General features: G+C 62.4%; 29 protein-coding genes. 11 read left to right on the forward strand and 18 right to left on the reverse strand.

The genetic code is table 11. The features are described from left to right. Positions 1-90 precede the first annotated feature (90 nt). The 4 genes from B9A19_RS21985 to B9A19_RS04330 all read right to left on the reverse strand — a co-directional run bounded on the left by B9A19_RS21985 (position 91) and on the right by B9A19_RS04330 (position 2,221). Positions 91-786 (reverse strand): hypothetical protein, encoded by a 696-nt coding sequence (locus tag B9A19_RS21985; RefSeq protein WP_139798649.1) that lies wholly within the window; start codon positions 784-786, stop codon positions 91-93. Positions 787-857: 71 nt separating this feature from the next. Next, a complete protein-coding gene (locus B9A19_RS04320) occupies positions 858-1,382 on the reverse strand; it encodes a GNAT family N-acetyltransferase (RefSeq protein ID WP_176216765.1) in 525 nt (174 codons plus the stop codon). A gap of 10 nt (positions 1,383-1,392) precedes the next feature. Then, entirely contained in the window at positions 1,393-1,656 is a 264-nt protein-coding gene (locus tag B9A19_RS04325) for a hypothetical protein (protein WP_084089324.1), read from the reverse strand. Positions 1,657-1,702: 46 nt separating this feature from the next. Beyond that, positions 1,703-2,221 (reverse strand): SMI1/KNR4 family protein, encoded by a 519-nt coding sequence (locus tag B9A19_RS04330; RefSeq protein ID WP_084089325.1) that lies wholly within the window; start codon positions 2,219-2,221, stop codon positions 1,703-1,705. 186 nt (positions 2,222-2,407) lie between these two features. On the opposite strand from B9A19_RS04330, the gene B9A19_RS04335 reads away from it, so the two are divergent. The 5 genes from B9A19_RS04335 (at position 2,408) to B9A19_RS04355 (ending at position 7,862) form a co-directional block, all read left to right on the forward strand. Beyond that, a complete protein-coding gene (locus B9A19_RS04335) occupies positions 2,408-3,139 on the forward strand; it encodes a protein-tyrosine phosphatase family protein (protein ID WP_084089326.1) in 732 nt (243 codons plus the stop codon). Between the two features lie 85 nt (positions 3,140-3,224). Further along, complete coding sequence (locus B9A19_RS04340; RefSeq protein WP_084089327.1) at positions 3,225-4,583, forward strand: beta-1,3-glucanase family protein; 1,359 nt, start codon at positions 3,225-3,227, stop codon at positions 4,581-4,583. A gap of 180 nt (positions 4,584-4,763) precedes the next feature. Next, positions 4,764-5,633: a ribonuclease T2 family protein gene (locus tag B9A19_RS04345; RefSeq protein ID WP_176216766.1), complete on the forward strand. Its 870-nt coding sequence runs from the start codon at positions 4,764-4,766 to the stop codon at positions 5,631-5,633. A gap of 59 nt (positions 5,634-5,692) precedes the next feature. After that, positions 5,693-7,276, forward strand: coding sequence for a phage tail sheath family protein (locus B9A19_RS04350; RefSeq protein WP_084089329.1), 1,584 nt, complete (start codon positions 5,693-5,695; stop codon positions 7,274-7,276). Between the two features lies 1 nt (position 7,277). After that, positions 7,278-7,862, forward strand: coding sequence for a hypothetical protein (locus tag B9A19_RS04355; RefSeq protein ID WP_084089330.1), 585 nt, complete (start codon positions 7,278-7,280; stop codon positions 7,860-7,862). Between the two features lie 33 nt (positions 7,863-7,895). On the opposite strand, the gene B9A19_RS04360 is transcribed toward B9A19_RS04355, so the two are convergent. Further along, positions 7,896-9,170 (reverse strand): PLAT/LH2 domain-containing protein, encoded by a 1,275-nt coding sequence (locus B9A19_RS04360; protein WP_176216767.1) that lies wholly within the window; start codon positions 9,168-9,170, stop codon positions 7,896-7,898. A gap of 239 nt (positions 9,171-9,409) precedes the next feature. Here B9A19_RS04360 and B9A19_RS04365 point away from each other — a divergent pair, with 239 nt between their 5' ends. The 3 genes from B9A19_RS04365 to B9A19_RS04375 are packed head-to-tail and all read left to right on the forward strand — an operon-like array spanning position 9,410 to position 11,369. Beyond that, positions 9,410-10,450, forward strand: a complete 1,041-nt coding sequence (locus tag B9A19_RS04365) for a phosphotransferase enzyme family protein (RefSeq protein ID WP_084089332.1) — start codon at positions 9,410-9,412, stop codon at positions 10,448-10,450. 36 nt (positions 10,451-10,486) lie between these two features. Then, positions 10,487-11,086: a GNAT family N-acetyltransferase gene (locus tag B9A19_RS04370; RefSeq protein WP_084089333.1), complete on the forward strand. Its 600-nt coding sequence runs from the start codon at positions 10,487-10,489 to the stop codon at positions 11,084-11,086. Between the two features lies 1 nt (position 11,087). Continuing rightward, positions 11,088-11,369, forward strand: a complete 282-nt coding sequence (locus tag B9A19_RS04375) for a hypothetical protein (protein ID WP_084089334.1) — start codon at positions 11,088-11,090, stop codon at positions 11,367-11,369. Here the strand turns inward: B9A19_RS04375 and B9A19_RS04380 are convergent. From B9A19_RS04380 to B9A19_RS04480, 11 genes are all read right to left on the reverse strand, one after another. Continuing rightward, a complete protein-coding gene (locus B9A19_RS04380) occupies positions 11,351-11,800 on the reverse strand; it encodes a GNAT family N-acetyltransferase (protein WP_084089335.1) in 450 nt (149 codons plus the stop codon). The two genes, B9A19_RS04375 and B9A19_RS04380, sit on opposite strands and share 19 nt — an antisense overlap. A 3-nt stretch (positions 11,801-11,803) precedes the next feature. Next, on the reverse strand, positions 11,804-12,301 hold the full coding sequence (locus B9A19_RS04385) for a YqhG/Tai3 family protein (RefSeq protein WP_084089336.1): 498 nt from the start codon (positions 12,299-12,301) through the stop codon (positions 11,804-11,806). Next, positions 12,298-14,760: an SEL1-like repeat protein gene (locus tag B9A19_RS21990; protein WP_139798650.1), complete on the reverse strand. Its 2,463-nt coding sequence runs from the start codon at positions 14,758-14,760 to the stop codon at positions 12,298-12,300. The genes B9A19_RS04385 and B9A19_RS21990 overlap by 4 nt, the downstream gene beginning before the upstream one ends. 94 nt (positions 14,761-14,854) lie before the next feature. Continuing rightward, complete coding sequence (locus tag B9A19_RS04450; RefSeq protein WP_084089337.1) at positions 14,855-15,493, reverse strand: FMN-binding negative transcriptional regulator; 639 nt, start codon at positions 15,491-15,493, stop codon at positions 14,855-14,857. An 18-nt stretch (positions 15,494-15,511) separates the two neighbouring features. Next, positions 15,512-15,940 (reverse strand): hypothetical protein, encoded by a 429-nt coding sequence (locus B9A19_RS04455; RefSeq protein ID WP_139798651.1) that lies wholly within the window; start codon positions 15,938-15,940, stop codon positions 15,512-15,514. 45 nt (positions 15,941-15,985) lie between these two features. After that, entirely contained in the window at positions 15,986-16,621 is a 636-nt protein-coding gene (locus tag B9A19_RS04460) for a CPBP family intramembrane glutamic endopeptidase (protein ID WP_084089339.1), read from the reverse strand. Between the two features lie 27 nt (positions 16,622-16,648). After that, positions 16,649-16,825: a hypothetical protein gene (locus tag B9A19_RS22455; RefSeq protein ID WP_176216768.1), complete on the reverse strand. Its 177-nt coding sequence runs from the start codon at positions 16,823-16,825 to the stop codon at positions 16,649-16,651. Between the two features lie 98 nt (positions 16,826-16,923). After that, positions 16,924-17,337, reverse strand: coding sequence for a FosX/FosE/FosI family fosfomycin resistance hydrolase (fosX, locus tag B9A19_RS04465; protein ID WP_084089340.1), 414 nt, complete (start codon positions 17,335-17,337; stop codon positions 16,924-16,926). Between the two features lie 9 nt (positions 17,338-17,346). Continuing rightward, a complete protein-coding gene (locus B9A19_RS04470) occupies positions 17,347-17,784 on the reverse strand; it encodes a hypothetical protein (protein ID WP_084089341.1) in 438 nt (145 codons plus the stop codon). Between the two features lie 19 nt (positions 17,785-17,803). Next, entirely contained in the window at positions 17,804-18,325 is a 522-nt protein-coding gene (locus B9A19_RS04475) for a hypothetical protein (protein WP_084089342.1), read from the reverse strand. 70 nt (positions 18,326-18,395) lie between these two features. Next, a complete protein-coding gene (locus B9A19_RS04480; protein ID WP_084089343.1) occupies positions 18,396-18,983 on the reverse strand; it encodes a dihydrofolate reductase family protein in 588 nt (195 codons plus the stop codon). Positions 18,984-19,081: 98 nt separating this feature from the next. On the opposite strand from B9A19_RS04480, the gene B9A19_RS04485 reads away from it, so the two are divergent. Further along, a complete protein-coding gene (locus tag B9A19_RS04485) occupies positions 19,082-19,507 on the forward strand; it encodes a winged helix-turn-helix transcriptional regulator (protein ID WP_084089568.1) in 426 nt (141 codons plus the stop codon). 70 nt (positions 19,508-19,577) lie between these two features. Here the strand turns inward: B9A19_RS04485 and B9A19_RS04490 are convergent, their stop codons facing one another. Then, positions 19,578-20,054, reverse strand: coding sequence for an ankyrin repeat domain-containing protein (locus B9A19_RS04490; RefSeq protein WP_084089344.1), 477 nt, complete (start codon positions 20,052-20,054; stop codon positions 19,578-19,580). A gap of 107 nt (positions 20,055-20,161) precedes the next feature. Beyond that, positions 20,162-20,314, reverse strand: coding sequence for a hypothetical protein (locus B9A19_RS22460; RefSeq protein ID WP_176216769.1), 153 nt, complete (start codon positions 20,312-20,314; stop codon positions 20,162-20,164). Positions 20,315-20,337: 23 nt separating this feature from the next. Between B9A19_RS22460 and B9A19_RS04495 the strand changes: the two genes are divergently transcribed. Then, entirely contained in the window at positions 20,338-21,291 is a 954-nt protein-coding gene (locus B9A19_RS04495) for a DUF4034 domain-containing protein (RefSeq protein WP_176216770.1), read from the forward strand. Positions 21,292-21,372: 81 nt separating this feature from the next. Then, complete coding sequence (locus B9A19_RS04500) at positions 21,373-21,675, forward strand: hypothetical protein (protein WP_139798652.1); 303 nt, start codon at positions 21,373-21,375, stop codon at positions 21,673-21,675. Positions 21,676-21,680: the final 5 nt, after the last annotated feature.

The raw sequence follows: 21,680 nt of genomic DNA on the forward strand, positions 1-21,680 counted from the left end.
CGAATATTGCCGTGCTTTGGTGCGCAAGCGGCATAATCAATTTGCAGGTCGGCGGACATGGCCGCTATCACTGAAATTGAGGAATTTTATCTACCCTGCCGCAGATTGCTCTATAGCGATGTCAAATGCTGGAAATAGCGACAGCAATTGAGAAAACTGGATGCGCTTTCCCCTGAATCCGACGGTCTGCCCAACCAGTGGCGTGTCGCTAGAACTTTTCTTATTCATGAAGCAAAGGGTTTCCCAGACAACATGGAATGTGATACCCACCTCTCGTACGCCTACGGCAGTGGGGTAGGCTGGCAGGTGTAGTCGCTTAGTTTCACATTTACCATCTTCTACGATTGTATCGTAATTTTTGTTGGGTTTAAACCCAATATTCTTTGCGGTTTTCAAGGTTTTTAGTGATGAATGATCAATATCGACAGGGTCGAAGTGCCATACGTGATTATGGGTAATGATATTTCTAAGTAATAAAACTTCCTCCAGATTTTCTTTATTATCTATGTCTGGAAAACAACCAATTATTAGTTCGCAAGGAGATGATTTTCCTTTGTATTTTCCGGAATAAAAATGATTGAGAAAAAATATTCTGGACGTGAAGGATTCCAATAGTGTGATGAGTAAAATAATGGTTGCGCAGGCGTATCCGTTTTCTGTGGTACTGATCGAAGTGCGCTGGGGGTCATGCGCATTTTCTTGTAAAAGGCGATCTATCAAATCAGTAATTGGCTGATAGTATGCCGATCCAACAATCGTAATGAAGTCTGAATTTTCATGCTCCATGTTGCACTCGCTTTATGTACTGAATGATTAGGTGTGAGGCCTTTTATCTGGCGGGCCGAATTTTGTGCTGGTCAATTCTTTTTTAGCGCTGTGCAGAAAAACAACTCATTAACCTGCTGTTCGCCAATTTGAAGCGCCCGACTTGCTGGCGGGTGTTCGGTATACCCCTGTGAATAATAGAAACGTGCCGCGCGTGTGTTGCCCTCCAACACCCACGCATGGCAGCACGTGTAACCGGCGGTGGCCAGCTCCTGGCGCGCATGTTGCCACAGCGCCCGACCGATGCCGCGTGCCCAGTGGGAGGGGGCGACATAGAGCGCGCGCAGCTCGGCGTGTTGCGGGTCGGCGCTGTCGTGCGCGGCGGCGTGGCAGATCCAGCCGGCGATTTCACCATTGACCTGCGCCACTCGCAGCGCCGGGTGGCCGCGCGTGATGCAGGCGTGCCACATCTGGGTGCGCTCGGCCACGTCGAGCGCGGCCAGCCAGTCGGCCGGCAGCAGCCCGGCATAGGCGGCCTGCCACGCGGCGACGTGGATGCGGGCGATGGCAGGGGCGTCGTCGGGGTGGGCGGGAGCGATGTGGGGTGGTGTGTGCAAGCGCACATACTCAGCATTCATTCGATGCAAAGCGGGCTAGCGCCAGCGCGCGGTAGCGCCCGCTGTCGTCATTGGCGGCCGTGCCGTTTTCAATCGCGGCAACCAGCTCGGCGCCGAGGCGGGCAGTGGGGATGTTTGCCTGCAGCGCAAGCAGGCTGCGCTGGAAGCCATCGCGTGTGCTGGCAATCTGCGCCGGGCTGTGGCCGGTCCATTGCCAGCCCTTGTCGTTGTACATGGCGATGTTGCCGAGCAGGTCGATGAGTTGTTGCTCCATTTCGTGCACGGTATTTGATTCCCTCGGCAAAATTGGGTCGTGGGGACTACCACAGTTTCCACCATGGCTTACGCAGCTGAGGTGGCGCATCGACTTCCTCGATTCTGGCTAGGCGCTCTAGTGCACCCAGATAGCTTGCCGAGCTTGCTGCCAGTTGCTCAATCAGAGCCGCAAATGTGGGCGCGAGCACGCCATGACCGAACGGATCATGGCTGACATATTTGACGTGCCGCTCACCTTCGACCATTGGGTCATCAGGGTCGAACGCCAGTAGATTTCCCGTGCCGTCGATGGCGATCACGATCCAGCCGTTGAAGGGTGTATCCGGGATATCGAGATCGTAAAGCTCTTCTGGGGGCAGCAACGTCAATTCGTCATCCAGAACGACGGTACCCATGCGCGTTACAAATGCGCAGTAACTATGCGGCAGGGCTACCTCCAGGCGTTTAGCGGCCTGCAGCAAAGCGAGATCAGACACTTCTGCACGTCTTATCAAACGGGGTCGGCCCTTATTGGCGCTTGGCTCCAGTAGCTTCTGCAACGCCAGCTCATCGATTTGTGCCATCTGTTGGCTTCCTTGGGCAAGCGCACCAGCCTATCGTCTGACGCCACACACTTCAAGCCCATGCACACAGCTTTCATAAATTGCCTGCATTGTGTTGGCACTGCGGGCGGTTTTTGCCTATCACCATAGGGCTGCCCTGAATCTGGCTGTTTGAAACGGCCGTATCGACCCTGAGGAGAATGCTGGATGACTGCCCCCGTTTACCTGCCCGACCGCACGTTTGTGGTGCAACAGCTGAATGGCAATTATCTGGTGCGCGGCAACGAGCCGTTGCTGGCCGATGGCAAGACCTTTGCCTATGACGCGCTCAACACGCGGCTGCAGACGCTGATCGGCAACAACTTCAATCTGACCAATTACACGCTGATCGATATGTCGCTGATCGACAACATCCCCGGCAGCGAGCGGCCGGTGCTGGAGGCGGAGTTCGTGGCGTATGGCATGAGCACGACGGATTTCGACAGCACTTTTCCGGCCACCAAATGGCCGCCGGCGGCCAACGGGCTGGATGTGACCAAGCAGTATGGCAGCAGTGTGGCGGGCAACAAGGGCAGCATCATCTGGTATCCGGTGCAGGGCTGCACCGACCCGGCCAATTGCCGGTTGGTCGAGCCCAGGGATTATCGCTTTGTCGAGCAGGTGACGTTCCTGAACCATCTGATGAACACCGCCAGCAATACGGTGATCTATTACCACTGCGAGCATGGCCATGATCGCACCAGCGCGCTCACGGCGGCGTACCAGGTCAAGTATCTGGGCATTACGCCCGAGCAGGCCAAGACGCTGCCGCCGCCGCATGGCGCGAAGGCGTTCAAGCATGAGTGGGCGCCGACCTATCTGCAGCTGGTGAATTACTACGTGAGCGCGACTGCGCCGGCCCCCAGCCCGGCTCCAGCCCCCAGTCCGGCTGCGGCCTGATTTTTCCTGCCTGGCGCTGTGAGGCGCCGGGGCACGTTTACTTTTCAGCCGGCATGGTGCCGGCTTTGCTCAGGAGTAGTCCCGGATGGCTTTGACTCTGCAATTTTCTGACCTGCGCGGTACAAGTGACACGTCGACAGTATCGATCGGTTTTGTGCCGGGCTCGAATGGCGATGCATTCACCATCACCAATCTGAATGGTGGCGCTGCGCTGCAGCCGCTGAATGCGGCGGCCGGCACGGGTAACTGGTATACGCTGGCCGAGCTGGCCCAGGGCGTGAGCATCAGCTCGTTCAGCGGCCGGGTGTATGTGGCCTACGGCACGACGTGGGCGGTGCAGGGTGCGGGCTATGAGCCCGCGCAGGCGGTAACCGACCCGAACTTCTATCTGCGCTATGACAAGTTCGAGATGACCTTTACCGGTGCGCCGGCCGATGTGGCCAATCTGACCAGCATCGATTACTGGTCGATCCCGCTGACGTTGCAGACCAGCCTGAACGGCAATACGGTGCAGACGGTGGTGGGCCTGCAGGGCCAGACCAGCGCACAAGAGGTATTCACCGCGCTGAACGCGCTGACCACGCCGCCGGTATCGGGCCTGGCCGGGCCGGGCGGGGTGGATGGCACGCCGCTGCCGGCGCTGGTGCCGGGGCAGTTCCAGCAGTATGGCACTGGCCCGGTGCCGGGCACGGCGTTTGCGCGCATCATCGGCCCGTCGTCGTATCCGCCGGTCAACCCGCCGCCGGGTGCCATTCCGGTCACGCCGTATGATCTGTTCAACGGCTATCTGGGCCACCTGCAGGCCACGCTGGGCTTTGGCACCGATCCGAATCTGCTCGGGCCGGGGCTGGGCGATGGCGTGATCGCGCTGATTGCCGGCAACTTTGCCGGCGTCGGCCCCAATGCGCCAAGCACCGGGCCGACCGCGCCGCAGCAGTACAGCTTCAAGGCCACCATCGATGTGAATCTGGATATCACCCTTACCGGCAAGCTCAGCCTGTCGGACGATACGGTGACCATCGTGTACAAGAATGCCGATCTGACCAACCCGTCGGGCATTTATGGCGGCAACGCGGCGTATTACCTGAATGGCGTGGGGCCGACCAATCCGGGCAACGATGTGTATGGCTGGATCGGCGGCGATCTGTTCTCGGGCCTGAACATTGGCGCGCTGGGCAGCAGCACGCCCAGCAACGGCCCGGGCAGCACCGCAGTGGGGGCATTGCCCAGCCAGCAATGGTTTACGGTGTCACCCAGCCTGTTCTTTGCCGGCCTGCAGCCGGGCGCCAGCTATTACAACCAATGGGCTGCCACGCTGGCACCGCTGTCGCAAGCCTATAATTTCGCTTACTCTGACCGTTTTGCACCGGTCTTTGCCAGCCTGAATCCGGCCAATGTGGATACGCTGACGCTGGTATTGGAACCGGACAGCATCACGCAGTAAGCACCGCAGATAAAACCCTGCTGGCGGCGTTGCGCTCACTGGCCGTACGTTTTGTACTGTCTGCGTTTCGCGCGCCTTGCCAGCACCATTGCACTGGGTTTTGTCAGCGGTGCTGGGAGGGGGCTGTCGATCTTGACCGGCCTGCAGCGATGCAGGCCGGTTTGCCTTGGAGAACCCGAAGTGAAACGCATTGCATGCCTGTTGTTGCTGGTTGGCGCCACTGCCGCCGCTGCCGAGGCGCCCTTGCAGCCCAAGGCGCTGGGTGATTTTCGCCAGTACGTGCTGGCGCTGTCGTGGCAGCCGGCGTTTTGCCAGCAGCAACTGCAGAAGAAGGATGGCCCGCTGCCGGCCGAGTGCCGCAAGGACCCGGCCTATGCCGACGCGCGGCAATACCTCACCGTGCATGGCCTGTGGCCCGATCTGCCCGCCAGCCTGGCCGGCAAGATGCAGGATGCCGATTACTATCAGAAGCTGGCGCGCTGGTATCGCTTTGGCTGTGCGGCGCAGCCGCTGGCCTTTGCTGCGGTGGATGCGGCCAACAAATGCCCCAAGAAGCCGCTGCAGTTCGACGGCGAACTGGCGCAGGCGCTGGCGGTGGACATGCCGGGCGCGATGGCATCGTGCCTGGCGGATTATGAATACCAGAAGCACGGCGTGTGCTTCGAGTTCGAGCCTGCCAGCTACTTCCGCACCATGAGCAATTTGCTGCGCCAGTTCCGCGATAGCGGCTGGGGCAAGCTGATCGGCAGCCGCTATGGCATGGCGGTGCGCAAGGATGATCTGCTGGCGGCCATGGGGCAGTCGTTCGGCTTTCAGGCGCGCAATGCGGTGCGGCTGCTGTGCAATGGCAAGCCGGGCGAGCAGGTGCTGGCCGAGGTGCAAATCCCCATCCTGGCCGACAGGATCAACACCCCGTTGCTGGCCGATGCATTCGGCTCGGCCGACCCGGCACCGCTGCCCAATGAGTGTGGCGCGATTTTCCAGCTGAACAGCAATGATTTTCCGCGCAGCGAGGGCGAGGCCAAGCCGGCGCCGCTGCGCGAGCAATGAGCATGGCACATGGCACGACTGCGCCTGTTGTTTGATTCCCGCACGAGAGTGGACCCCCAATGCCCCTTAGCCTGAATACCCCCGGTACCTACATCAACGAAATCAACGGCTTTCCGGATAGCGTCGTCCCGGTGGCGACGGCGGTGCCGGCCTTCATCGGTTATCTGCCGCGCGCCGATTACGGCGGTAAGTCGTATTACGGCAAGCCGGTGCGCATTAGCTCGCTGGCCGAGTTTGCCGCGTATTTCTTGCTGCCCGATCCGCCCGCACCGGCCGATCCGGTGCAGCAGTACAGCCCGCAGTACTATCTGTTGCCGCAGGCGGCGCAGCCGGCGTGTGGCGAGTATCTGCAGATCAACGGGCAGTTTCAATCGGTGCTGCCCGACCCGGATACGATTTACCAGCTCTACAACGCCGTGCGCTGGTTTTACGCCAATGGCGGCGGCACGGCCTATATCGTGGCGGTGGGGCCGTATGGCCCGCCATCGGGCCTGCCGCTGACCCACCCGGTGCAGCGGGCCGTCAACGGCAACATCCGGCTGGCCGATCTGCTGGGTGGCCTGCAGGCGCTGAACAGTGAGGAAGAACCCACGCTCTACCTGTGCCCGGATGCGGTGCAGCTGTCTGACGCCGACAATGCCGCCTATATGCAGGCGGCCTTGCTGCAGGCCAGTACGCTGGGCAGCTGCATGTGCCTGCTGGATGTGCCGAGCGGGCACCAGCCCGAGCCGCAGCGCTATGCGCTGGATATTGCCGCCTTCCGCCACAATACCGGCCAGCAGGGGCTGGACTATGGCGCGGCCTATTATCCTTATGTCACCACCAGTGTGATGCAGCCGGGCGAGATCGACTTCACCAACCTGTTTGGCGGCGATGCCAGCCAGCTGTTGCCCTTGCTCAATCCGCCGTCCGCCCCCAATGCCGATGCGGCCGGCATTCTGGCGCAAATGCAGCTGCCTGCTGCGCAGCGCACGCAGAGCAATAGCCAGCTGAACAACGCGCTGGTCGCTGCCAGCCCCGTCTACGCCCAAATCCTGACGCAGGTGACGGCCGTGGCCAACACCTTGCCGCCGGCCAGCGCCATGGCCGGTGTTTACACCGTGAATGATGCCGACGTTGGCGTGTGGCATTCGCCGGCCAATGTCGGCCTGGCGGGGGCGGTAGCGCTGCCGGTCAAGCTCAGCGATGCGCAGCATGCCGAGCTGAACGTGGATGCGGTCAGCGGCAAATCGATCGATGCCATCCGCGCTTTCGCAGGGCAGGGCATTCTGGTATGGGGCGCACGCACGCTGGACGGCAACAGCCAGGACTGGCGCTATGTGAGCGTGCGCCGCACCATCATCATGGTGGAGCAGTCGATCAAGCTGTCGCTGCGCGCGTTTGCGTTCAGCCCCAACGACGCCAATACCTGGGCCGCCGTCAAATCCATGATCGACTCCTATCTTACCGTTATGTGGGAGCAGGGCGGGTTGCAGGGGGCAAAGCCGACTGATGCCTTTTCAGTTGCGGTTGGCCTGGGTAGCACCATGACGGCCGATGACATCCTCAATGGCTATATGCAGGCCACGGTGCAGGTTGCAGTCGTCCATCCGGCGGAGTTCATCGTGATGTCGTTTAAGCAGCAGATGGCGCAGGAAGGGTGATGTGTTGAGTCTGCCATTCAACCCGCACGCCGAAGCGTGGTTGCAGGCCAAGGGTATGCAGCCGCCGGCTGATGAGCACCCCGACTGGGGTTTCCAGCTTGCGGCCTCCACCGTACCGCTTGATGACTGGTTGGTGCGGCGCTCGAAGCTGCCGCCGGATGCGCTCTGGTTCGGCTTGGGCTTTTCGCGCCTGCTTGGCTGGACGGCCACATTGCAGCGGCGCGATGAGGCATTCAAGGTGTGCTGGCGCCCGGAGCACGCGCTGGAAGTCGAGGCACAGTCAATGCGCTATCGGCATCGCACGGCCTGGCCAGCGCTGGCAGCGCTGGATGCCTTGCCGCAAATGCTGGGTGCACTAGCCACGTTGCTCGACTGCCGCTTTCTGCCGGTATTTCAGATCAAGGCGGCCTCACTGAAAGGCAGCGATATTGCGGTGATGGCTGACTGGTTGCAGCCGGTGGCGTCGACGCTCGATTTCTGGGTGGGCAAGCTGCACGGCGAGTTGCCGCTCGGTGCGTTGTTGGACGATGAACCGGCGGCCCGTGAGGGCTGCCGGTTTGTACTGCCGCTTTCAATCGGTCGCTAAGGGCCGCCCGCATGGGCGGCCGGGCCTAGCCGATCAGAACGCAACCATGTAACGCTCTACCAGCTTGTCCACCAGCGATTTGGGCGGGTAGTCCATGATCACCGTGCCGTAGAAGGCGCCGGTGCCGACACCGTCAATATAGCTTTCGACGTAGGGGTTGATAGTGTTCGCCCAGGCGTAGGGCGAGGCGTTGCCGGGGGCGCAGCTGGTGAAGGTGCCGAACCAGGTGGTCTGGCCGGCCTGCTTGGCGTTGGCTTGCTGCAGGTTCTGCTTGATGTTGCCCTCCTTGGCGCTGGTGGTGGTATCCATGTAGTTGTCTTCGATATACAGGCCGTTGATCTGCTGGATGCCCCGGTCGGCGTCCGGCCAGCTCCAGTCGATGCCGTAGCCGCTGCCGATGCTTTGATCGCGGTTGATGATGACGATGCGGCCGCGCGCGTCTTCCAGCGTGGGCACCTGGGTGCCGGTGTAGAAATTCTTGCCGTTGTCGTGGCGGGCGATCAGGTCCTTGAAGGCCTGGGCAAAGCGGCTCTGCTCGGTGCTGTTGTCGTAGTGCTCCTGCTTGATGCTGATCAGGATGGTTTCGCTGGGGAAGGCTTGCAAGAAGGCGAGGCAATCCTGCAGCGGAAAGTTGCTCATGTTCTTGTCATTGACCCACGAATCGGCGTCGAAGTAGAGGTTTTGCCAGTTGCTGCTGTGATAGATGGTGAAGTTTTCGCGCTGCGCGGCCGGCAGGATCGGGTTGGCGGCGCTGGGGTTGATGAAGCAGCGCAGGCGCAGGTCGAGAAAGCGGATGCCGAGGTCGAGCTGCTGGCGGATGGTCAGCGTCTGGCACTGGTCGTAGGCATGCGCGGGCTTGAAGGTGGCGCTGTCGTGCGTGCCGGGGATGTTGAGGTCGTGTACCGGCGTGCTGTCGGGGATCAGGCTGAGCCAGGTTTGCTGGCTGTTGGCCGGGGCGAGGGTGAGCTGCACGGTCTGGCCATTGAGCCAATCGTTGTACTGCGCCCCCCAGGTACCGGCATTGCTGGTGGTGTTGGAGGTGTTCTCGGCACTGACCTTGATCCAGCTCAGCTTCCAGGCCGAGCCGCCATCGGTGTGGGCCACCTCGATGGCCTGCGGGGCGCCGACGTCTTCGAGACTGAGCGGGTAGACATCGCGGCAGTTGCGCTCGAAGTCATCATGGCCGCTGGTATCGAGCAGCGCCTGGCTGGTGGTGCCGTTGGCGCCGATGATGCGGATGCGGATATTGGCATTGGTGCCGGCATCGCTTTCATCGGCGGTTTTGACTTCGATAAAGTAATTGCGCATGGGTGGTGCTCCGTGAGGTGAGGGGCAGGGCGGCGCAGGCAGGCCGCTTTGCATCGGCCTTGCTTTCATGAAATGACGTATGTTATTTCTTGAGGCTATTTATTGCGCCGCACAAATTTAGCGTGTTGCTGACGTATAGCACATGTCGATGGCATTGCCCGCAGCAATTACGCGGGCGGGTGAGGCTGGCCACCGTGCTGCCATATTCGCCCCCCTGCAAGCCCCTGACCCGGAGACCGATGAACCCGCTTCCCAAGTTGCATAGGCCCGAATTGCCCCTGCTGGCACCCGCGCATAGCGTGCTGGATGCTGGTGCGGTGGCGCGCTATGTGCTGGCGCAATATCCGCTGGGCACGCTGAGCGACGTGCAGTTCTGGGCGCATGGCGTGAATGACAGTTATCGCCTGCGTACCGATGTGGGTGATTTTCTGGTGCGGGTTTACCGGCATGGCTGGCGCACGTGGCGCCACGTTTACGGCGAGCTGCAGCTGCTGCACTTCCTGCAGCAGCAAGGCGCTGCCGTGGCGGCACCGCAGCTGCAGCTGCAGCTGCAAAATCCCGTGTCGTATGCGGTGCAGGCGCCGGAGGGCGAGCGCTACGTCGCGGTATTCGACTATATCGACGGCGTATTGCCGACCTATCAGGATGAGCTGGCTGCCGGACAGGCTGCTTGCTATGGCGAGGCGCTGGCGCGGCTGCATCAGGCCAGTGTCGGTTATCTGGGACCGTGGCCGCGCGAGCTGGATCTGGCCCATTTGCTGCACCAGCCGGTGCAGCGCATTGCGCTCTTGCTGACGCAGCGTCCGGCTGATCTGGCCTTGCTGCAGGAGATCGAGCGCGAACTGGCCGAGCGGTTGACCGCGCTGGCCCCCCGGCTGGATTACGGTTTTTGCCACGGTGATACGCATGGGCAGAACGCGCATCTGCAGGGCCAGCAGCTGGTGTTTTTCGACTTTGATTGCTGCGGTGCCGGCTGGCGTGTGTATGACCTGGCGGTGTTTTGCTGGATGGCGCGGGTGTATCGCCAAGTCGCCGCACGCTGCCCGCCGTTCATTGATGCTTATCTCAAGGTGCGCTCGCTCAGCCATGCGGATATCGGCGCGATTCCGTTGCTGGTGGTGGTGCGCCAGCTGTGGTGGCTGGCCTTGCAGATCGACATGGGCAGCGCCCACGGGCTGGGCTGGCTGGACAGCGCAGCCTGGGACCGCCAATCGGCGTTGTGGCGCGAGCTGATGGCCGAAACGCAGCCGGGGCAGTGGGCCGCTTATCTGGGCCAGTAGTGCCCGCATACACAACCTTTTTCTTGCGCTTTCATCATGACTGATCATCGCTTTGCCCTTGCCCCTAAGCCGCTGCACAACGACTGGCTGCACCTGGAGCCGTATAACGATGCCAACCGCGCCGGGGTGCAGGCGGCGCTGGATTGTGATGCGCCGGGCTGGCAGTTGTTTTCCTTCAACGGGCAGGGGGATGGCTTCGATGGCTGGTGGGCGCATGTCACGGCGCGGATGGCGGCGGGCAACTGGGTGGGTTATGCGCTGCGCGACCGCGCCAGTGGCGAGGTGGTGGGCACCAGTTGTTATCTGAACATTAACCCGGCGCAGCAGATGGTGGAGATCGGCGGCACCTTTCTGCGGCCGGACATGCGCGGTGGCCAGGTCAATCCGGCCGCCAAGCTGGCGATGTTGCAGCATGCCTTTGCCAGTGGCGCGCGGCGGGTGCAGTTGCTGACCGATGCGCGCAACCTGCGCAGCCAGGCAGCGCTGGCCAAGCTGGGGGCGGTGCGCGAGGGGGTGTTGCGGCGCGATCGCATCACCTGGACCGGCCATGTGCGCGATAGCGTGTTGTATGCCATCACCGATCTGGATTGGCCGGCGGTGGAGCAGGGCTTGCTGGCGCGGCTGGGCGGGCGCTAGCGTGCAAGCTGCGCCGGATTGGCAGGCCACGCTGCTGGCGGTCCAACAGGATCTGCCGGGCTGGCGCTTGAGCATGAATCCGCACGGGATGGCACTGTGGTTGCACGTGTGGCAGGAGGCCGGCGCGGCTTACCAGCTGGAACTGACACCGGGGCATGGCGTGGGGGTGACGCCGGTTCGGCCAGCGGAATATGCGATGGATTGCTCCGGCCATGATCACGCCTTTGCCACGCTGGCCGAGGCGCTGGCCTTTATCCGGGCGGATCAGCCCGGCCAGCGGTAAAGCACGTCCGGACAGTGCTCTTCGTTGTCGCTGCCGTCGCGGAACTGCACGGCCTGATAGCCGTGGCGTTCGTAGAAGCGCCGTGCGCCGTCGTTTTGCTGGAAGGTATAGAGCTGGACGGGGCGCGGCAGTGTGGCGTGGGCATGCGCCAGCAGTTGGCTGCCTATGCCCTGGCCGGCGTGGCCGGGCAGCAGGTAGAGCTGCTCGATCCAGCCGCCAGCCTCGTCCTGGGCGGTGGCGAGCACGCCGACGATCTGCCCGTCGGCCTCCCACACGCTGACGCCCCCGTCCGGCAGCAGCACATGCTGCACCCAGCCGTGCACGGCATCATCGCTGTGCGGTGAGGGGGCGTAGGGCAGCCAGGTGCGGCGTGCGGCGATGAGCAGGCTGGCGACGGCTTGGGCGTCGGCGGGGCGGGCAGGTCTGAGCATGGGTCAGGGATGCAGTGCGGTGACGGTTTCGATGCGCCAGCCTTCCGCCCCCAGGCTGAGCTGGACGCGCAGCGACCAGGGCGATTGCCGGCCCAGCGTGACGATGGCGGTGGCTTTGTGGCCTTGCTGGCTCAGCTTGCTGACGGCGACGTGCGCGGGCCAGTCTTCCAGGATGTCCTGTGTGCGCGTGAAATAGTCGCTGTCATAGCGGCCACTCGCGAAGCCGGCGCGGATGCGCTTGAGCGCGGCGCGGCTGACCCAGGCTTGCATGGCGCGCGGCTGATCGGTGAGCGGGCTGCGGCCGTGGTCAAACTCGTCCAGATACCAGCCATAGAAGCGGGTGAGCAGCAGCGCCGGGTCATTGGCGGGGGCCGTGGCACTGGCGCTGGCTGCCGTTGCTGCCACGGCGTGGCTGGCCGGCAGGGCCAGGCAGCACAGCGCGAGGCAGAGTGGGATGAGGTGTTGCAGCTTGTGGTCGGGGCGGGCGGCAGGCTGGGTCATGGTTTGTGGCTGCCCTTCAGGAAGTCATCCAGTGTGGTGATGGGGTTGGTGCTGGTGATGAGTTTGTCGGCCAGCTGGCCGGCGCGCTTGCGTTCGGCCGGGGTGAGGCTGCTTTCAACCGCGCTGCGGTTGACGTTGGGATCAACGCTCAACTGGGCTTTTTTTTGCTGTGCCAGTGTGTAGAGCGCATAGGCTGCAACAGGGTTTTTGGGCACGCCGTCGCCGTGCTGGTAGAGCAGGGCCAGGTTGTTGGTGGCGGCCGGGTGGCCTTGGGCGGCTGCCTTGCGATACCACTGTGCCGCTTCCTTGAGGTTGCGCGGCAGGCCACGCCCTTCCTGATACAGCAGGGCAAGGTTGTGCTGCGCCACCCTATTGCCCTGGTTTGCGGCCTTGCCATACCAGAATGCGGCTTGATGGGCGTCGGTCGCGACACCTTGGCCTTGCGAGTAGGCATAGCCCAGATTGAGCTGGCCCATGTCATCGCCGTGATTGGCCGCACGGGTAAACCACTTGAACGCCATGACGTCGTTTTTGCTGGTGCCTCTGCCCTCGCGAAAGGCGATGCCCATATTGTTTTCTGCGGTGGCGTTGCCTGCGTTGGCGGCTTCAAGGAACAGCGCGGTGGCGCGTTCGTCATCGCGCGCTACGCCGCGGCCGTCACGGTAGAGCATGCCCAGGTTAACCTGGGCATCGGTATTGCCCTGTTCCGCGCTTTTGGCATACCACTCGGCGGCGGCGGCTTCGTTCCGGGCAGTGCCACGGCCGTTTTCCTGCGCGTAGGCCAGCTCGAACTGTGCTTGCGCATGGCCCTGTTCTGCCGCGCGGGTCCACCAGTCGACCGCGCTGGCTAGGTCGGCATTGCTGGGCTTGCCACTGGCCAGCAGGAAGCCCAACTGGTACTGGGCATCGGTGTAGCCGCGCTGCGCTGCCTTGGTATACAGCTGGCGGGCCTGCTGCAGGTCTTTGTGGACACCACGACCGCTGGCATAGAGCCAACCCAGATAGTAGTGGCCTTCCGTATTGTCCTGATCCGCTGCCAGGCGATAATACCGGGCGGCCATGGCCGGGTCGACCGGTACGCCCAGCCCGGCCTGATAGCTGTAGCCCAGCCCGACCTGGCCGACGCTGTCGCCTTGCCCGGCGGCCTTGCGCAACCACTGCAGTCCTTGCTCGACGTCTTTCGCGACGCCGTCGCCTTTCTGATAGGCAAGACCGAGCGCAGCCTGCGCTTCGGGCAGACCTTGCTCAGCACTCTTGCGATACCACGCGATGGCTTGCTCACGATCGCGGTCGCGCCCGGTGCCAAACCAGTACATGCGGGCCAGTTCGTATTGCGCGTTGGCTTGGCCTTGCTCGGCACTTTTGCTGTACCAGTCGGCGGCAGTGCCATAGTCCTGCACCACGCCACGGCCCAGCTCATGGCTGACGCCCATTTCGCGCTGGGCAATGGCATCGCCCTGTGCGGCGGCTTTGCCCAGCCAGCGCAGTGCTTCAGCGTTGCTCTGTGCCACGCCGGTGCCGTCCAGATACAGGTAGCCGAGGCTGCGCTGTGACTCCGGGCTGCCTTGTTCGGCCGCCTTGCCCAGCCAGACTGCTGCTTGCTGCGCATCCTTGGGCACGCCGATGCCTTTCAGATAAAGCACGCCCAGATTGTGTTGCGCATCGATATTGCCCTGCTCGGCAGCTTTGCGGTACCACCTGACTGCCTCGACCGCATCGGCGGGTACTCCCTTGCCTTGCCGGTACATCAAGCCAAGCTGGAACTGCGCATCGCCCAGCCCGCCGTCGGCAGCCTTGCGTACCCAGGCCAGCGCTTCCAGGTCGCTTTGTGGCACGGCCTTGCCTTCGAGGTAAAGTGTTGCAAGGCCGAGTTGCGCGCGGGCATGGCCCTGTGCGGCCGCCTTGCGATACCACGCCAGCGCAGCGTCGGGATCGGGCGGGCTGGCCTTGAATTCAAGATAGCTGGCCAGATTGTATTGCGCGGTCGCAAGGCCGGCCTCGGCCGCTTGCTGCAGCAGCTGCCTGGCTTTGGCAACGTCTTTGGCGATGCCATCGCCACCCAGGTAATGCAGGCCCAGCATGTTTTGCGCACCCGCCGAGCCCCTGTCGGCCGCCTTGCGGAACAGTGCGATGGCGCGCTTGGCATCATGCGGTACGCCATCGCCCTGGTCGTAGAGTAGGCCCAGATTGTTGGCGGCGTCGACGTTGCCCTGGTCGGCGGCTTTTTGATACCAGCGGGCAGCTTCGGCGGCATCTTTGGGCACGCCCTTGCCATGCCAGTACATGGTGCCCAGCGCGAACTGGGCCTGGGGGTCACCCTTTTCCGCCAGCGGGCGGAATTCCTTCAGCGCGCCGGCATAGTTGTCGAGTTCGTACTCGTCAAAGCCGTCTTGCAGATCGGCAAAGGCCGATGTGGCGCAGAGAGTGCCGAGCAGCAGGGCAAGCAGGGTGTGACGCATGGTGTGGCCGCAGGAAAATCAGGCTGCCATTGTGCCCGGATGGGCTGGAAAGCTGCAAGAAAGCTGGTTTTGGCGGGCGGATACGATGCGGGTATCAGCCCGGCTTTGCCCTTTCCTTTATCGCGGCCGCCATCTGCAGTGAGGTGGCATCACCAGCGCCGTGCAGCGCGGCCAGCAGCGATTGCTGGTTGGCGGCGGGCTGGTTCTGGCTGAGTTTGGCTTTGCCCTGCATGCTGCCGATATCGATCTCGATGCCGACGATGGCGCCCAGCAAGCGGTCTATGTAGTCGGGCGGGGCGTCGTTCACCCGCCAGGGGCTGGCTTGGGATTGCTCTTGGGTGTCGGTCAGTGCATGCAGCAGGGCCAGCAGCCAGGCCGGGTCGCGCACGCAGCGCAGCCGGCCGTGCACGTGCACCACCTCATAATTCCAGGTCGGCATCACCTTGCCGCCCTGTGCCTTGCTGGCATAGCCATTGGGCGAGATATAGCCCTGCACGCCGTGAAATACCGCGAGGCAATCGATGCCGTCACCGATGCGCGCCACCAGCGGGTTGGCGGCGGCGATATGGCCGGCCAGCGTGCCATGCGGCGCGCCGGGGCGCAGCAGCAGCGGCACGTGATCGGCATCCAGCCCGCCTTGATGCTGGACGATGAGGGTGGCGAGCGGCTGTTGCGCGATCAGCGCGGCAAGCTGGTCCGGGCGGGCTTCGGCAAAGGCGCTGGGGAGGTACATGGGGGTGATCGCGTGGGGTCAGGGCGCTGCATTGTGCCCAGCGCTCGTCACTGGTGCGGCTGGCAGGGGAACGTAGTGGGCGGCGATGTAGCTGTTGTAGCGGCGGGCGTATTCTTCGCTGCCGGAATCGGGGCTGTCCGGACGAGGGGTCATGCAGCCCACGTCGTCCGAATTGGTGGGCAACATGGACAGGCGGGCCCTTTCTTCGTCGCTTATGCCGGGGGTTACGGGGCTGTAGCCGCCGACGACATAAATCTGGGCGTTGCCGGTGGCGAGATCATGCTGGGCATCGCTGATGGCGCGGTCGATGCGCCAGCGGACGTTGAGGCGCTCGAAGAAATCAGGCGCGAGCTTGACTTCGGCGCGGGCGGGCACGTTGCACAGCAGGGCGAGGCAGGCGAGCAGAGCTGGCCGGCAGGCGCGGCGCATTGCGGGAGAGATAGGCATGCGGCGATGTTAGCTGATGTGCTGCCCGCCGTACCAGTACCGGGGCTATTGCAGCAGCGCCAGCAGATCGGTGAGGGCGTGGGCGAGGATGAGGGGCCAGATGCGCCGGTAGCGGGCATAGGCGAGGGCCATGAGAAGGGCGAAGATGAACACACCCGTCACGCCGACGGGGCCCTGGTAGACGTGGGCGAGCACGCGCAGCAGTACGCTGATGCCGACGGCGAAGCCGGTGCCGTGGTGGCCGAGGCGGGCAAAGATGAGCCAGACCAGCACCAGTTCTTCGAAGCTGCCGTTGACCAGCGACACCAAGGTGGCGACGGGCCAGCTGACGTTGATTTGCGCCAGTAGCGTGGTCAGTGCGCTGGCATCGGCGCCCAGTGCGACGGCGAGCTGCTGGCCGAGCAGGGTGAGCAGGTAAGCCAGCCCGAACAGCAGCAGGCCGCCCAGCGACTGGCGCACGGTGATATTGAGCTGCAGCGGTGGCAGCGGCCAGCCCACCAGCAGCAAAAAGCCGCAGCCGATGGCCAGTTGCAGCAATTCCTGGCCGAGCAGGGCCAGGCAGTGGGCGTCATTCAGTGTGGGCACCGGGCCGGCCGGACCGGCCAGCGTGGCCAGGCCGCCGAGGATGAACGGGCCCCACAACAGGCCGAGCAACAGGGTGAACTGGGTGCGGGTGAGCATGAGCGCGATGCGGACGGCTTGGGGTGCTTACTGCGGGCGCACCTGCTTGTAGGTGACCTTGCCGTTGGCCTTGACGCTGCGGATGACGTAGTTGCGTGCGCCACAGTGCGGGCAGCGGAACATCTCGCCCTGGCCTTCGTTCTTGATGGTGACTTCTTCTGGTTTCCACTGCGCGCCGCAGGATTGGTTCAGGCAGGTAAACATGGGGGCTCCGGGGCGGGTGGGGAATGAGCCGCGCAGGGTAGCACGATGCGTGGCCGCCGGCGCATTTGGCCGCGACCGTGCGTCGTTTGCCGGCGTGCTCAGGCGGGTGTGGCCAACGCGGCATAGCTGGCCAGGCGCTGTGCCAGCGTGCCGGTATGCAGTTCGAACAGGTGGTTGTCGAAATCGTAAAAGTAGAGCGATTCGCCTTCGCCCTCGATACGCGGACGCGGCGGGTGGATATCGACGCCGAGTGCCTGCAGCCGTGCGGTGTAGTGTGGCAGGTCGGCGGCATCGACGTGGAAGGCGACGTGCTGATAGCTGCGCGTGGCCGGTGGATCGCCTTGCATGGCGGCGATCCACACGCCGCCGAGCAGGAAAAAGCGCTCGGCCGACAGCGAGTGCGGCTGATTGCCGCTGTCATAGACTTGCTCGGCACCGAGACCATCGCTCAGCAGGCGGGCCATGCGGTCGAGATCGCGAACGATGAAGGTGAGGTGGCTGATGCCGTGCATGGTGATCCTTTAGGCCTGCTGCGGCAGCCAGCGCCACCACATGTAGTGATATTCCTGTTCCTCGACGCGAAAGCGCTGGCCGCAGTGGGTGCAGCGGCACAGGTAGTCCTCGAACCAGTTGCCGTTTACCTTTTCCATGGCGGTGATTTCAATGTGGCCGTCGCGCGCTTCTTCGTTGGGGCTGTAGAGGTCATCCAGCGGATAGCAGCCGCACAGGCAGGCATCGCTTTGCGCCACCAGCGCAAGTTTGCGCAACGCAAAATCGAGATGGCTGCGGTTGGGGCGCAGCATGCCGCCGAGTTCCACATCAGCGGTGCTGTGGCGGATGGCATCGATATGCGCAGCGAGCGCGAGTAGTTGCGGGCGGTCCCGCAAATCGCGGATCGCCCCGGATGCACGCCGGATGCGCTGCGGGTCTTGCGAGGTGAGGTCGTCGAGCAGGCTCATAGGGGCAGATGGGGCAGCGTCAGTCAGGGTGGAAATCCCAGCGGTGTTGTTTGAAGTCGTAGAAGTATCTGTCAAAGGGGCTAAGGGCGCTGGGGTAGAACAATAAAGGACCATATGCGCCTTCAATGCTGTAGCGCAGGTGCATGCTGGTGGCCAGCGCGGGGTCGATACCAGCCTCGGCCAAGGTGCGGGGCGGGTGCTGGTATAGGCGCTGGTATTGCTCGATTTGCCGGGCAACGTGTGCGGCGTCGGCCTCGCGTTGTTGTACGACGCGGTGATCGGTGTAGAGCACGGCGGCCCAGGCCAGTAGCCAGAGCGCGATGCGTAGCAGCCGGTCCAGCCGCTCGCTGCGCCGCCACAGCCACCAGAGTTGCACGGGGATGATGAGCAGCAGGCTGAGCATGGCCAGCATGAACATGAAGCGGAAGCCATCCAGCAAGGCATTGAGGCTGACCAGCAGCAGGCAGCCCAGCAAGGTGCGGGCGTGGCGGCGGGCGAGCGTGGCCAGGGTGGCGGTGAGTCTTGGCAGGACGGCATGCATGCGTGAATTGGCGCACGGTTGCAGGTGCCGCTGCAAGCGCCCCCGTGGGGGATGTTGCGTGTTTGCCGGGTCAGGCTGGGGCGTAACGGTTGACCACGATGCCGCAGGCGTAGGCGCAGCTGCTCAGCAAGGTGAGGGCCTTGCCATGGGGCATTGCATCGAACGGCGAGCTGCCGGGGCCGATGGCGCTGGGGTTGAGGTAGAACTGGAACTCGTCGATCAAGCCGGTGGCGGCGAGGGCGCTGGCGAAGCTGGCACCGCCGAAGCAGAGCAGATCGCCATCACCGTCTTGTTTGAGCCGGGCGATGACCTCGTGCAGCGGGCCGTGTGCGCTGCGGGTATTGGGCCACTCACCGTTTACCGGCGTGCGGCCATACACGCGTTTGGGCAGGGTGCCGATGCGGCTGGCGAAGGCGTAGTCGGCGTTGCCCCGGTGGCGCTCGGCCATGCCGCGCCAGTGATCGAGATAGCCTTCCGCTGCCATGGCGCGGCTGAGCAGGATGGCGCTGGCGCGGGCGAACGTGGCGTTGAAGTCGGCACGCAGCGCGGCATCCCACGGCCAGTGGTCACCCCAGCCCCAGAGCGTCCAGTTTATGGGGCGTTGGGTGGCGACGCGGCCATCGGCCGACATTTGCATCTGCAGGATGAGTTTGTGCATGACAGCGCGCTCGATCGGGATAACTGATTGCAATTTGCAATCAGTTGTAGTGTGGAAAAACCAGTGCAAAAATGCAAGCGGTTTTGGAGTGCATGATGATGACGACCGCACGATCGTACTGCCCGATCAGCCTGACGCTGGATATGCTGGGTGACCGCTGGAGCCTGCTGCTGCTGCGCGACATGATGTTTGCCGGCAAGCGGCATTTCCGCGAATTTCTGCAATCGGCCGAGGGCATCTCGACCAATATTCTGGCCGAGCGGCTGGCGCGGCTGGTGGCCTGCGGCATCCTGACGCGTGCGGATGATCCTGGTCATAAACAAAAGGCGATCTACAGCCTGACCGCTGCCGGCATCAATCTGCTGCCGTTGCTGGTGCAACTGGGTGCCTGGGGCGCACGCCATTGCACGGCTGATGACGGGCTGGCCGCCATGGCGCAGCAGCTGGCTGAAGGCGGTCCGCAGCTATGGGCGCAGATGCAGGGCGAGCTGGCGCGGGTGCACGGGGTGGATGGGGATTGGTAGCTGCCGGGTGGGATGGGCAGCAACGTGCATGGCATGGCGCCACGCACGTGCTTGCGCACAATGGCAGAGATCAGGGCTTGAGCAATGCCAGCAGCGTGGTCTTGTTGTCATCCTTGGCAATGTCGTAGGCCGTTTTGCCGGAGGCCGATTTCAGCGATTTGTCGGCGCCATTGGCCAGCAGTGCCTTGACGAATTCCGGCTTGCCGTAGGACACCGCCATGTGCAGCGGGGTCATGTCGTCGTAGGTGCCGCGGGCGTTGATGTCGGCCCCCTTCTTGACCAGCAGTTCGATGACTTCGACCGAGCCGTAGTAGGCGGCCACGTGCAGCGGATACCAGCCTTCCTTGCTCATTTTGTCCAGCTCTGGCTGGCAGCGATTGAGCATGTCCTTGACCTGGGCGGTTTTGCCACCGGAAATGGCCATGGTGAAGGGGGTTTCACCCGCTGCGTCGCGCTGGTTGATTTTGGCGCAATTGACTGCAGCCAGGCTGGCAGTGCTGATGACCATGCCGGCCAGAGCCAGCGTACAGAGCAGTTTGGTTTGCATCCTGATTCTCGCGAGGTGTCTTGTGATTTGCAGCCGAAGGGCAGGCGAGGCATTATGCTATGGTTTCATGTTGATTACTAGATGTGAAATATTTGGTGTGATGCAGATCATGCGGGAGTGCGCCCGTTTTGCAGCGGCTTGCCGAAAGCGATGTGGTCCGCGCCCTTCATGCGGTTGGCGTGATACGGGATGTCTGAAAATTTGGACTCTTGATTTGTTGAGGAATTGAATGGTGAATCTGGTGAGATTGAGATGGTCATGGGCGATACCGCTGTTATGCAGCATGGCATTGGCGAATGCAGCGTTGCGGGAGGCCTCGTTCGATAGCGAGGCGGAGAGATACGAAGCATTGCTGATAAAAAAACAATATCAGCTTGTCGACAATGCTCTGCAACGCGCGCTGGATCAGCAGGAACGGTTAAGTGGTGGTTTGCCAGTGCTGAATGCCGGCATGGCTGGATTGACCAAAGATCTGCATTCAGGCTGCGATTGCATCAAGAATGCAGAAGTATTGAGGAAAAAGTTGCCGTATTTGCTGGAGTGGCGCAAGCGCATGCCAAAATCGCCTTTTGCGGAGATTGCAGTCCCAAGGCTGCGCAGCAATCTTGCCTGGAGCTATCGTGGATATGGTTATGCCAATACGGTGAGCAATCAAGCTTGGCAGGCATTTCGCGATGAGATGACTGTTGCGCAAAAAATGCTGCTTGAAGCCAGCCCGGCAGCTCGCAGCAACCCTGAATGGTATGTAACCATGCTGAAAGTGCAGCTTGGCTTGGGCGTCAGCGAAAAGGAATTCAGGGCAGTGTATGACGAAGGCCAGCAGCGCTACCCGGATTACTACCCAATTTACAAAAATGCGGCGATTTACTTTACTGAACGCTGGTTTGGATCAAATGCAAAATACAAGCAGTTTGTGGATGATGCGGTTGCCCGTACGCGCGCCAAGCTGGGCGAAACGCTGTTTGCAAAGCTGCATGATCTCGAGTACTCGGACGACATGTTCAGATCCGGCGAAGTGGATTGGCCGCGGATGAAAGCCGGGCTGGAGCGAATCCAGGCTGATTACCCGGATCGATACAATCTGAATGTGTATGCACGCTATGCCTGCCAGGCCGCAGATTGGCCGACTTTACGCAAGCTCATGGTGAAGGTGGGCAACAATCCGGATAAAAAAGAGTGGGATAGAACAGGCCCCAATTTTTATGATTTTTGTGTCAGTGCCGTGGCCCGTACTTGAGATGAGCCAGCAAGAAATGCATCGTGGAGAAAGCGAGTGCGCAGTGGGCTGATCCTTGCAACCGGCCAGTGGGGCGGCCGCTTGGCCGTTGCATTGGTCTGGTTGCTGGCCATGGCGGCGGGCGGCTATGCCTATGGGTTTCACCAATGCGGTGGATTCGGGGGCTGGGATGCGCCGTTGATGCTGGCGCTGATCGGTTTATATGCGATCTGCTGCAGGGCGTTCCGCAATTTGCCTTGGGCTTGGGCGCACGCAGCGGTGCTGCTGTTGGTGGGTTATGCAGCGTTGTGCGTGGGCGGGGCGTTTGGCTGGATCGGGTTTGTTGAGCCAGCTGGTGCGGCATGGTGGCCGACTTTCATTAAGGGGCTGCATGGTGGGTGTTGAGGCGG

The sequence above is a fragment of the Andreprevotia lacus DSM 23236 genome (assembly GCF_900176275.1).
Classification (GTDB): domain Bacteria; phylum Pseudomonadota; class Gammaproteobacteria; order Burkholderiales; family Chitinibacteraceae; genus Andreprevotia; species Andreprevotia lacus.

Coding starts and splice junctions, on each gene's coding strand:
- B9A19_RS04450 (WP_084089337.1), bottom strand. CDS start 15,493: ATGTACCTCCCCAGCGCCTTTGCCGAAGCCCGCCCGGACCAGCTTGCC.
- B9A19_RS04470 (WP_084089341.1), bottom strand. CDS start 17,784: ATGAGCCTGCTCGACGACCTCACCTCGCAAGACCCGCAGCGCATCCGG.
- B9A19_RS04380 (WP_084089335.1), bottom strand. CDS start 11,800: ATGCTCAGACCTGCCCGCCCCGCCGACGCCCAAGCCGTCGCCAGCCTG.
- B9A19_RS04330 (WP_084089325.1), bottom strand. CDS start 2,221: ATGGCACAAATCGATGAGCTGGCGTTGCAGAAGCTACTGGAGCCAAGC.
- B9A19_RS04365 (WP_084089332.1), top strand. CDS start 9,410: ATGAACCCGCTTCCCAAGTTGCATAGGCCCGAATTGCCCCTGCTGGCA.
- B9A19_RS21990 (WP_139798650.1), bottom strand. CDS start 14,760: ATGCGTCACACCCTGCTTGCCCTGCTGCTCGGCACTCTCTGCGCCACA.
- B9A19_RS04475 (WP_084089342.1), bottom strand. CDS start 18,325: ATGCATGCCGTCCTGCCAAGACTCACCGCCACCCTGGCCACGCTCGCC.
- B9A19_RS04370 (WP_084089333.1), top strand. CDS start 10,487: ATGACTGATCATCGCTTTGCCCTTGCCCCTAAGCCGCTGCACAACGAC.
- B9A19_RS04495 (WP_176216770.1), top strand. CDS start 20,338: ATGGCATTGGCGAATGCAGCGTTGCGGGAGGCCTCGTTCGATAGCGAG.
- B9A19_RS04350 (WP_084089329.1), top strand. CDS start 5,693: ATGCCCCTTAGCCTGAATACCCCCGGTACCTACATCAACGAAATCAAC.
- B9A19_RS21985 (WP_139798649.1), bottom strand. CDS start 786: ATGGAGCATGAAAATTCAGACTTCATTACGATTGTTGGATCGGCATAC.
- B9A19_RS04385 (WP_084089336.1), bottom strand. CDS start 12,301: ATGACCCAGCCTGCCGCCCGCCCCGACCACAAGCTGCAACACCTCATC.
- B9A19_RS22455 (WP_176216768.1), bottom strand. CDS start 16,825: ATGTTTACCTGCCTGAACCAATCCTGCGGCGCGCAGTGGAAACCAGAA.
- B9A19_RS04335 (WP_084089326.1), top strand. CDS start 2,408: ATGACTGCCCCCGTTTACCTGCCCGACCGCACGTTTGTGGTGCAACAG.
- B9A19_RS04485 (WP_084089568.1), top strand. CDS start 19,082: ATGACGACCGCACGATCGTACTGCCCGATCAGCCTGACGCTGGATATG.
- B9A19_RS22460 (WP_176216769.1), bottom strand. CDS start 20,314: ATGACCATCTCAATCTCACCAGATTCACCATTCAATTCCTCAACAAAT.
- B9A19_RS04455 (WP_139798651.1), bottom strand. CDS start 15,940: ATGCCTATCTCTCCCGCAATGCGCCGCGCCTGCCGGCCAGCTCTGCTC.
- B9A19_RS04340 (WP_084089327.1), top strand. CDS start 3,225: ATGGCTTTGACTCTGCAATTTTCTGACCTGCGCGGTACAAGTGACACG.
- B9A19_RS04490 (WP_084089344.1), bottom strand. CDS start 20,054: ATGCAAACCAAACTGCTCTGTACGCTGGCTCTGGCCGGCATGGTCATC.
- B9A19_RS04460 (WP_084089339.1), bottom strand. CDS start 16,621: ATGCTCACCCGCACCCAGTTCACCCTGTTGCTCGGCCTGTTGTGGGGC.
- B9A19_RS04480 (WP_084089343.1), bottom strand. CDS start 18,983: ATGCACAAACTCATCCTGCAGATGCAAATGTCGGCCGATGGCCGCGTC.
- B9A19_RS04325 (WP_084089324.1), bottom strand. CDS start 1,656: ATGGAGCAACAACTCATCGACCTGCTCGGCAACATCGCCATGTACAAC.
- fosX (WP_084089340.1), bottom strand. CDS start 17,337: ATGCACGGCATCAGCCACCTCACCTTCATCGTTCGCGATCTCGACCGC.
- B9A19_RS04360 (WP_176216767.1), bottom strand. CDS start 9,170: ATGCGCAATTACTTTATCGAAGTCAAAACCGCCGATGAAAGCGATGCC.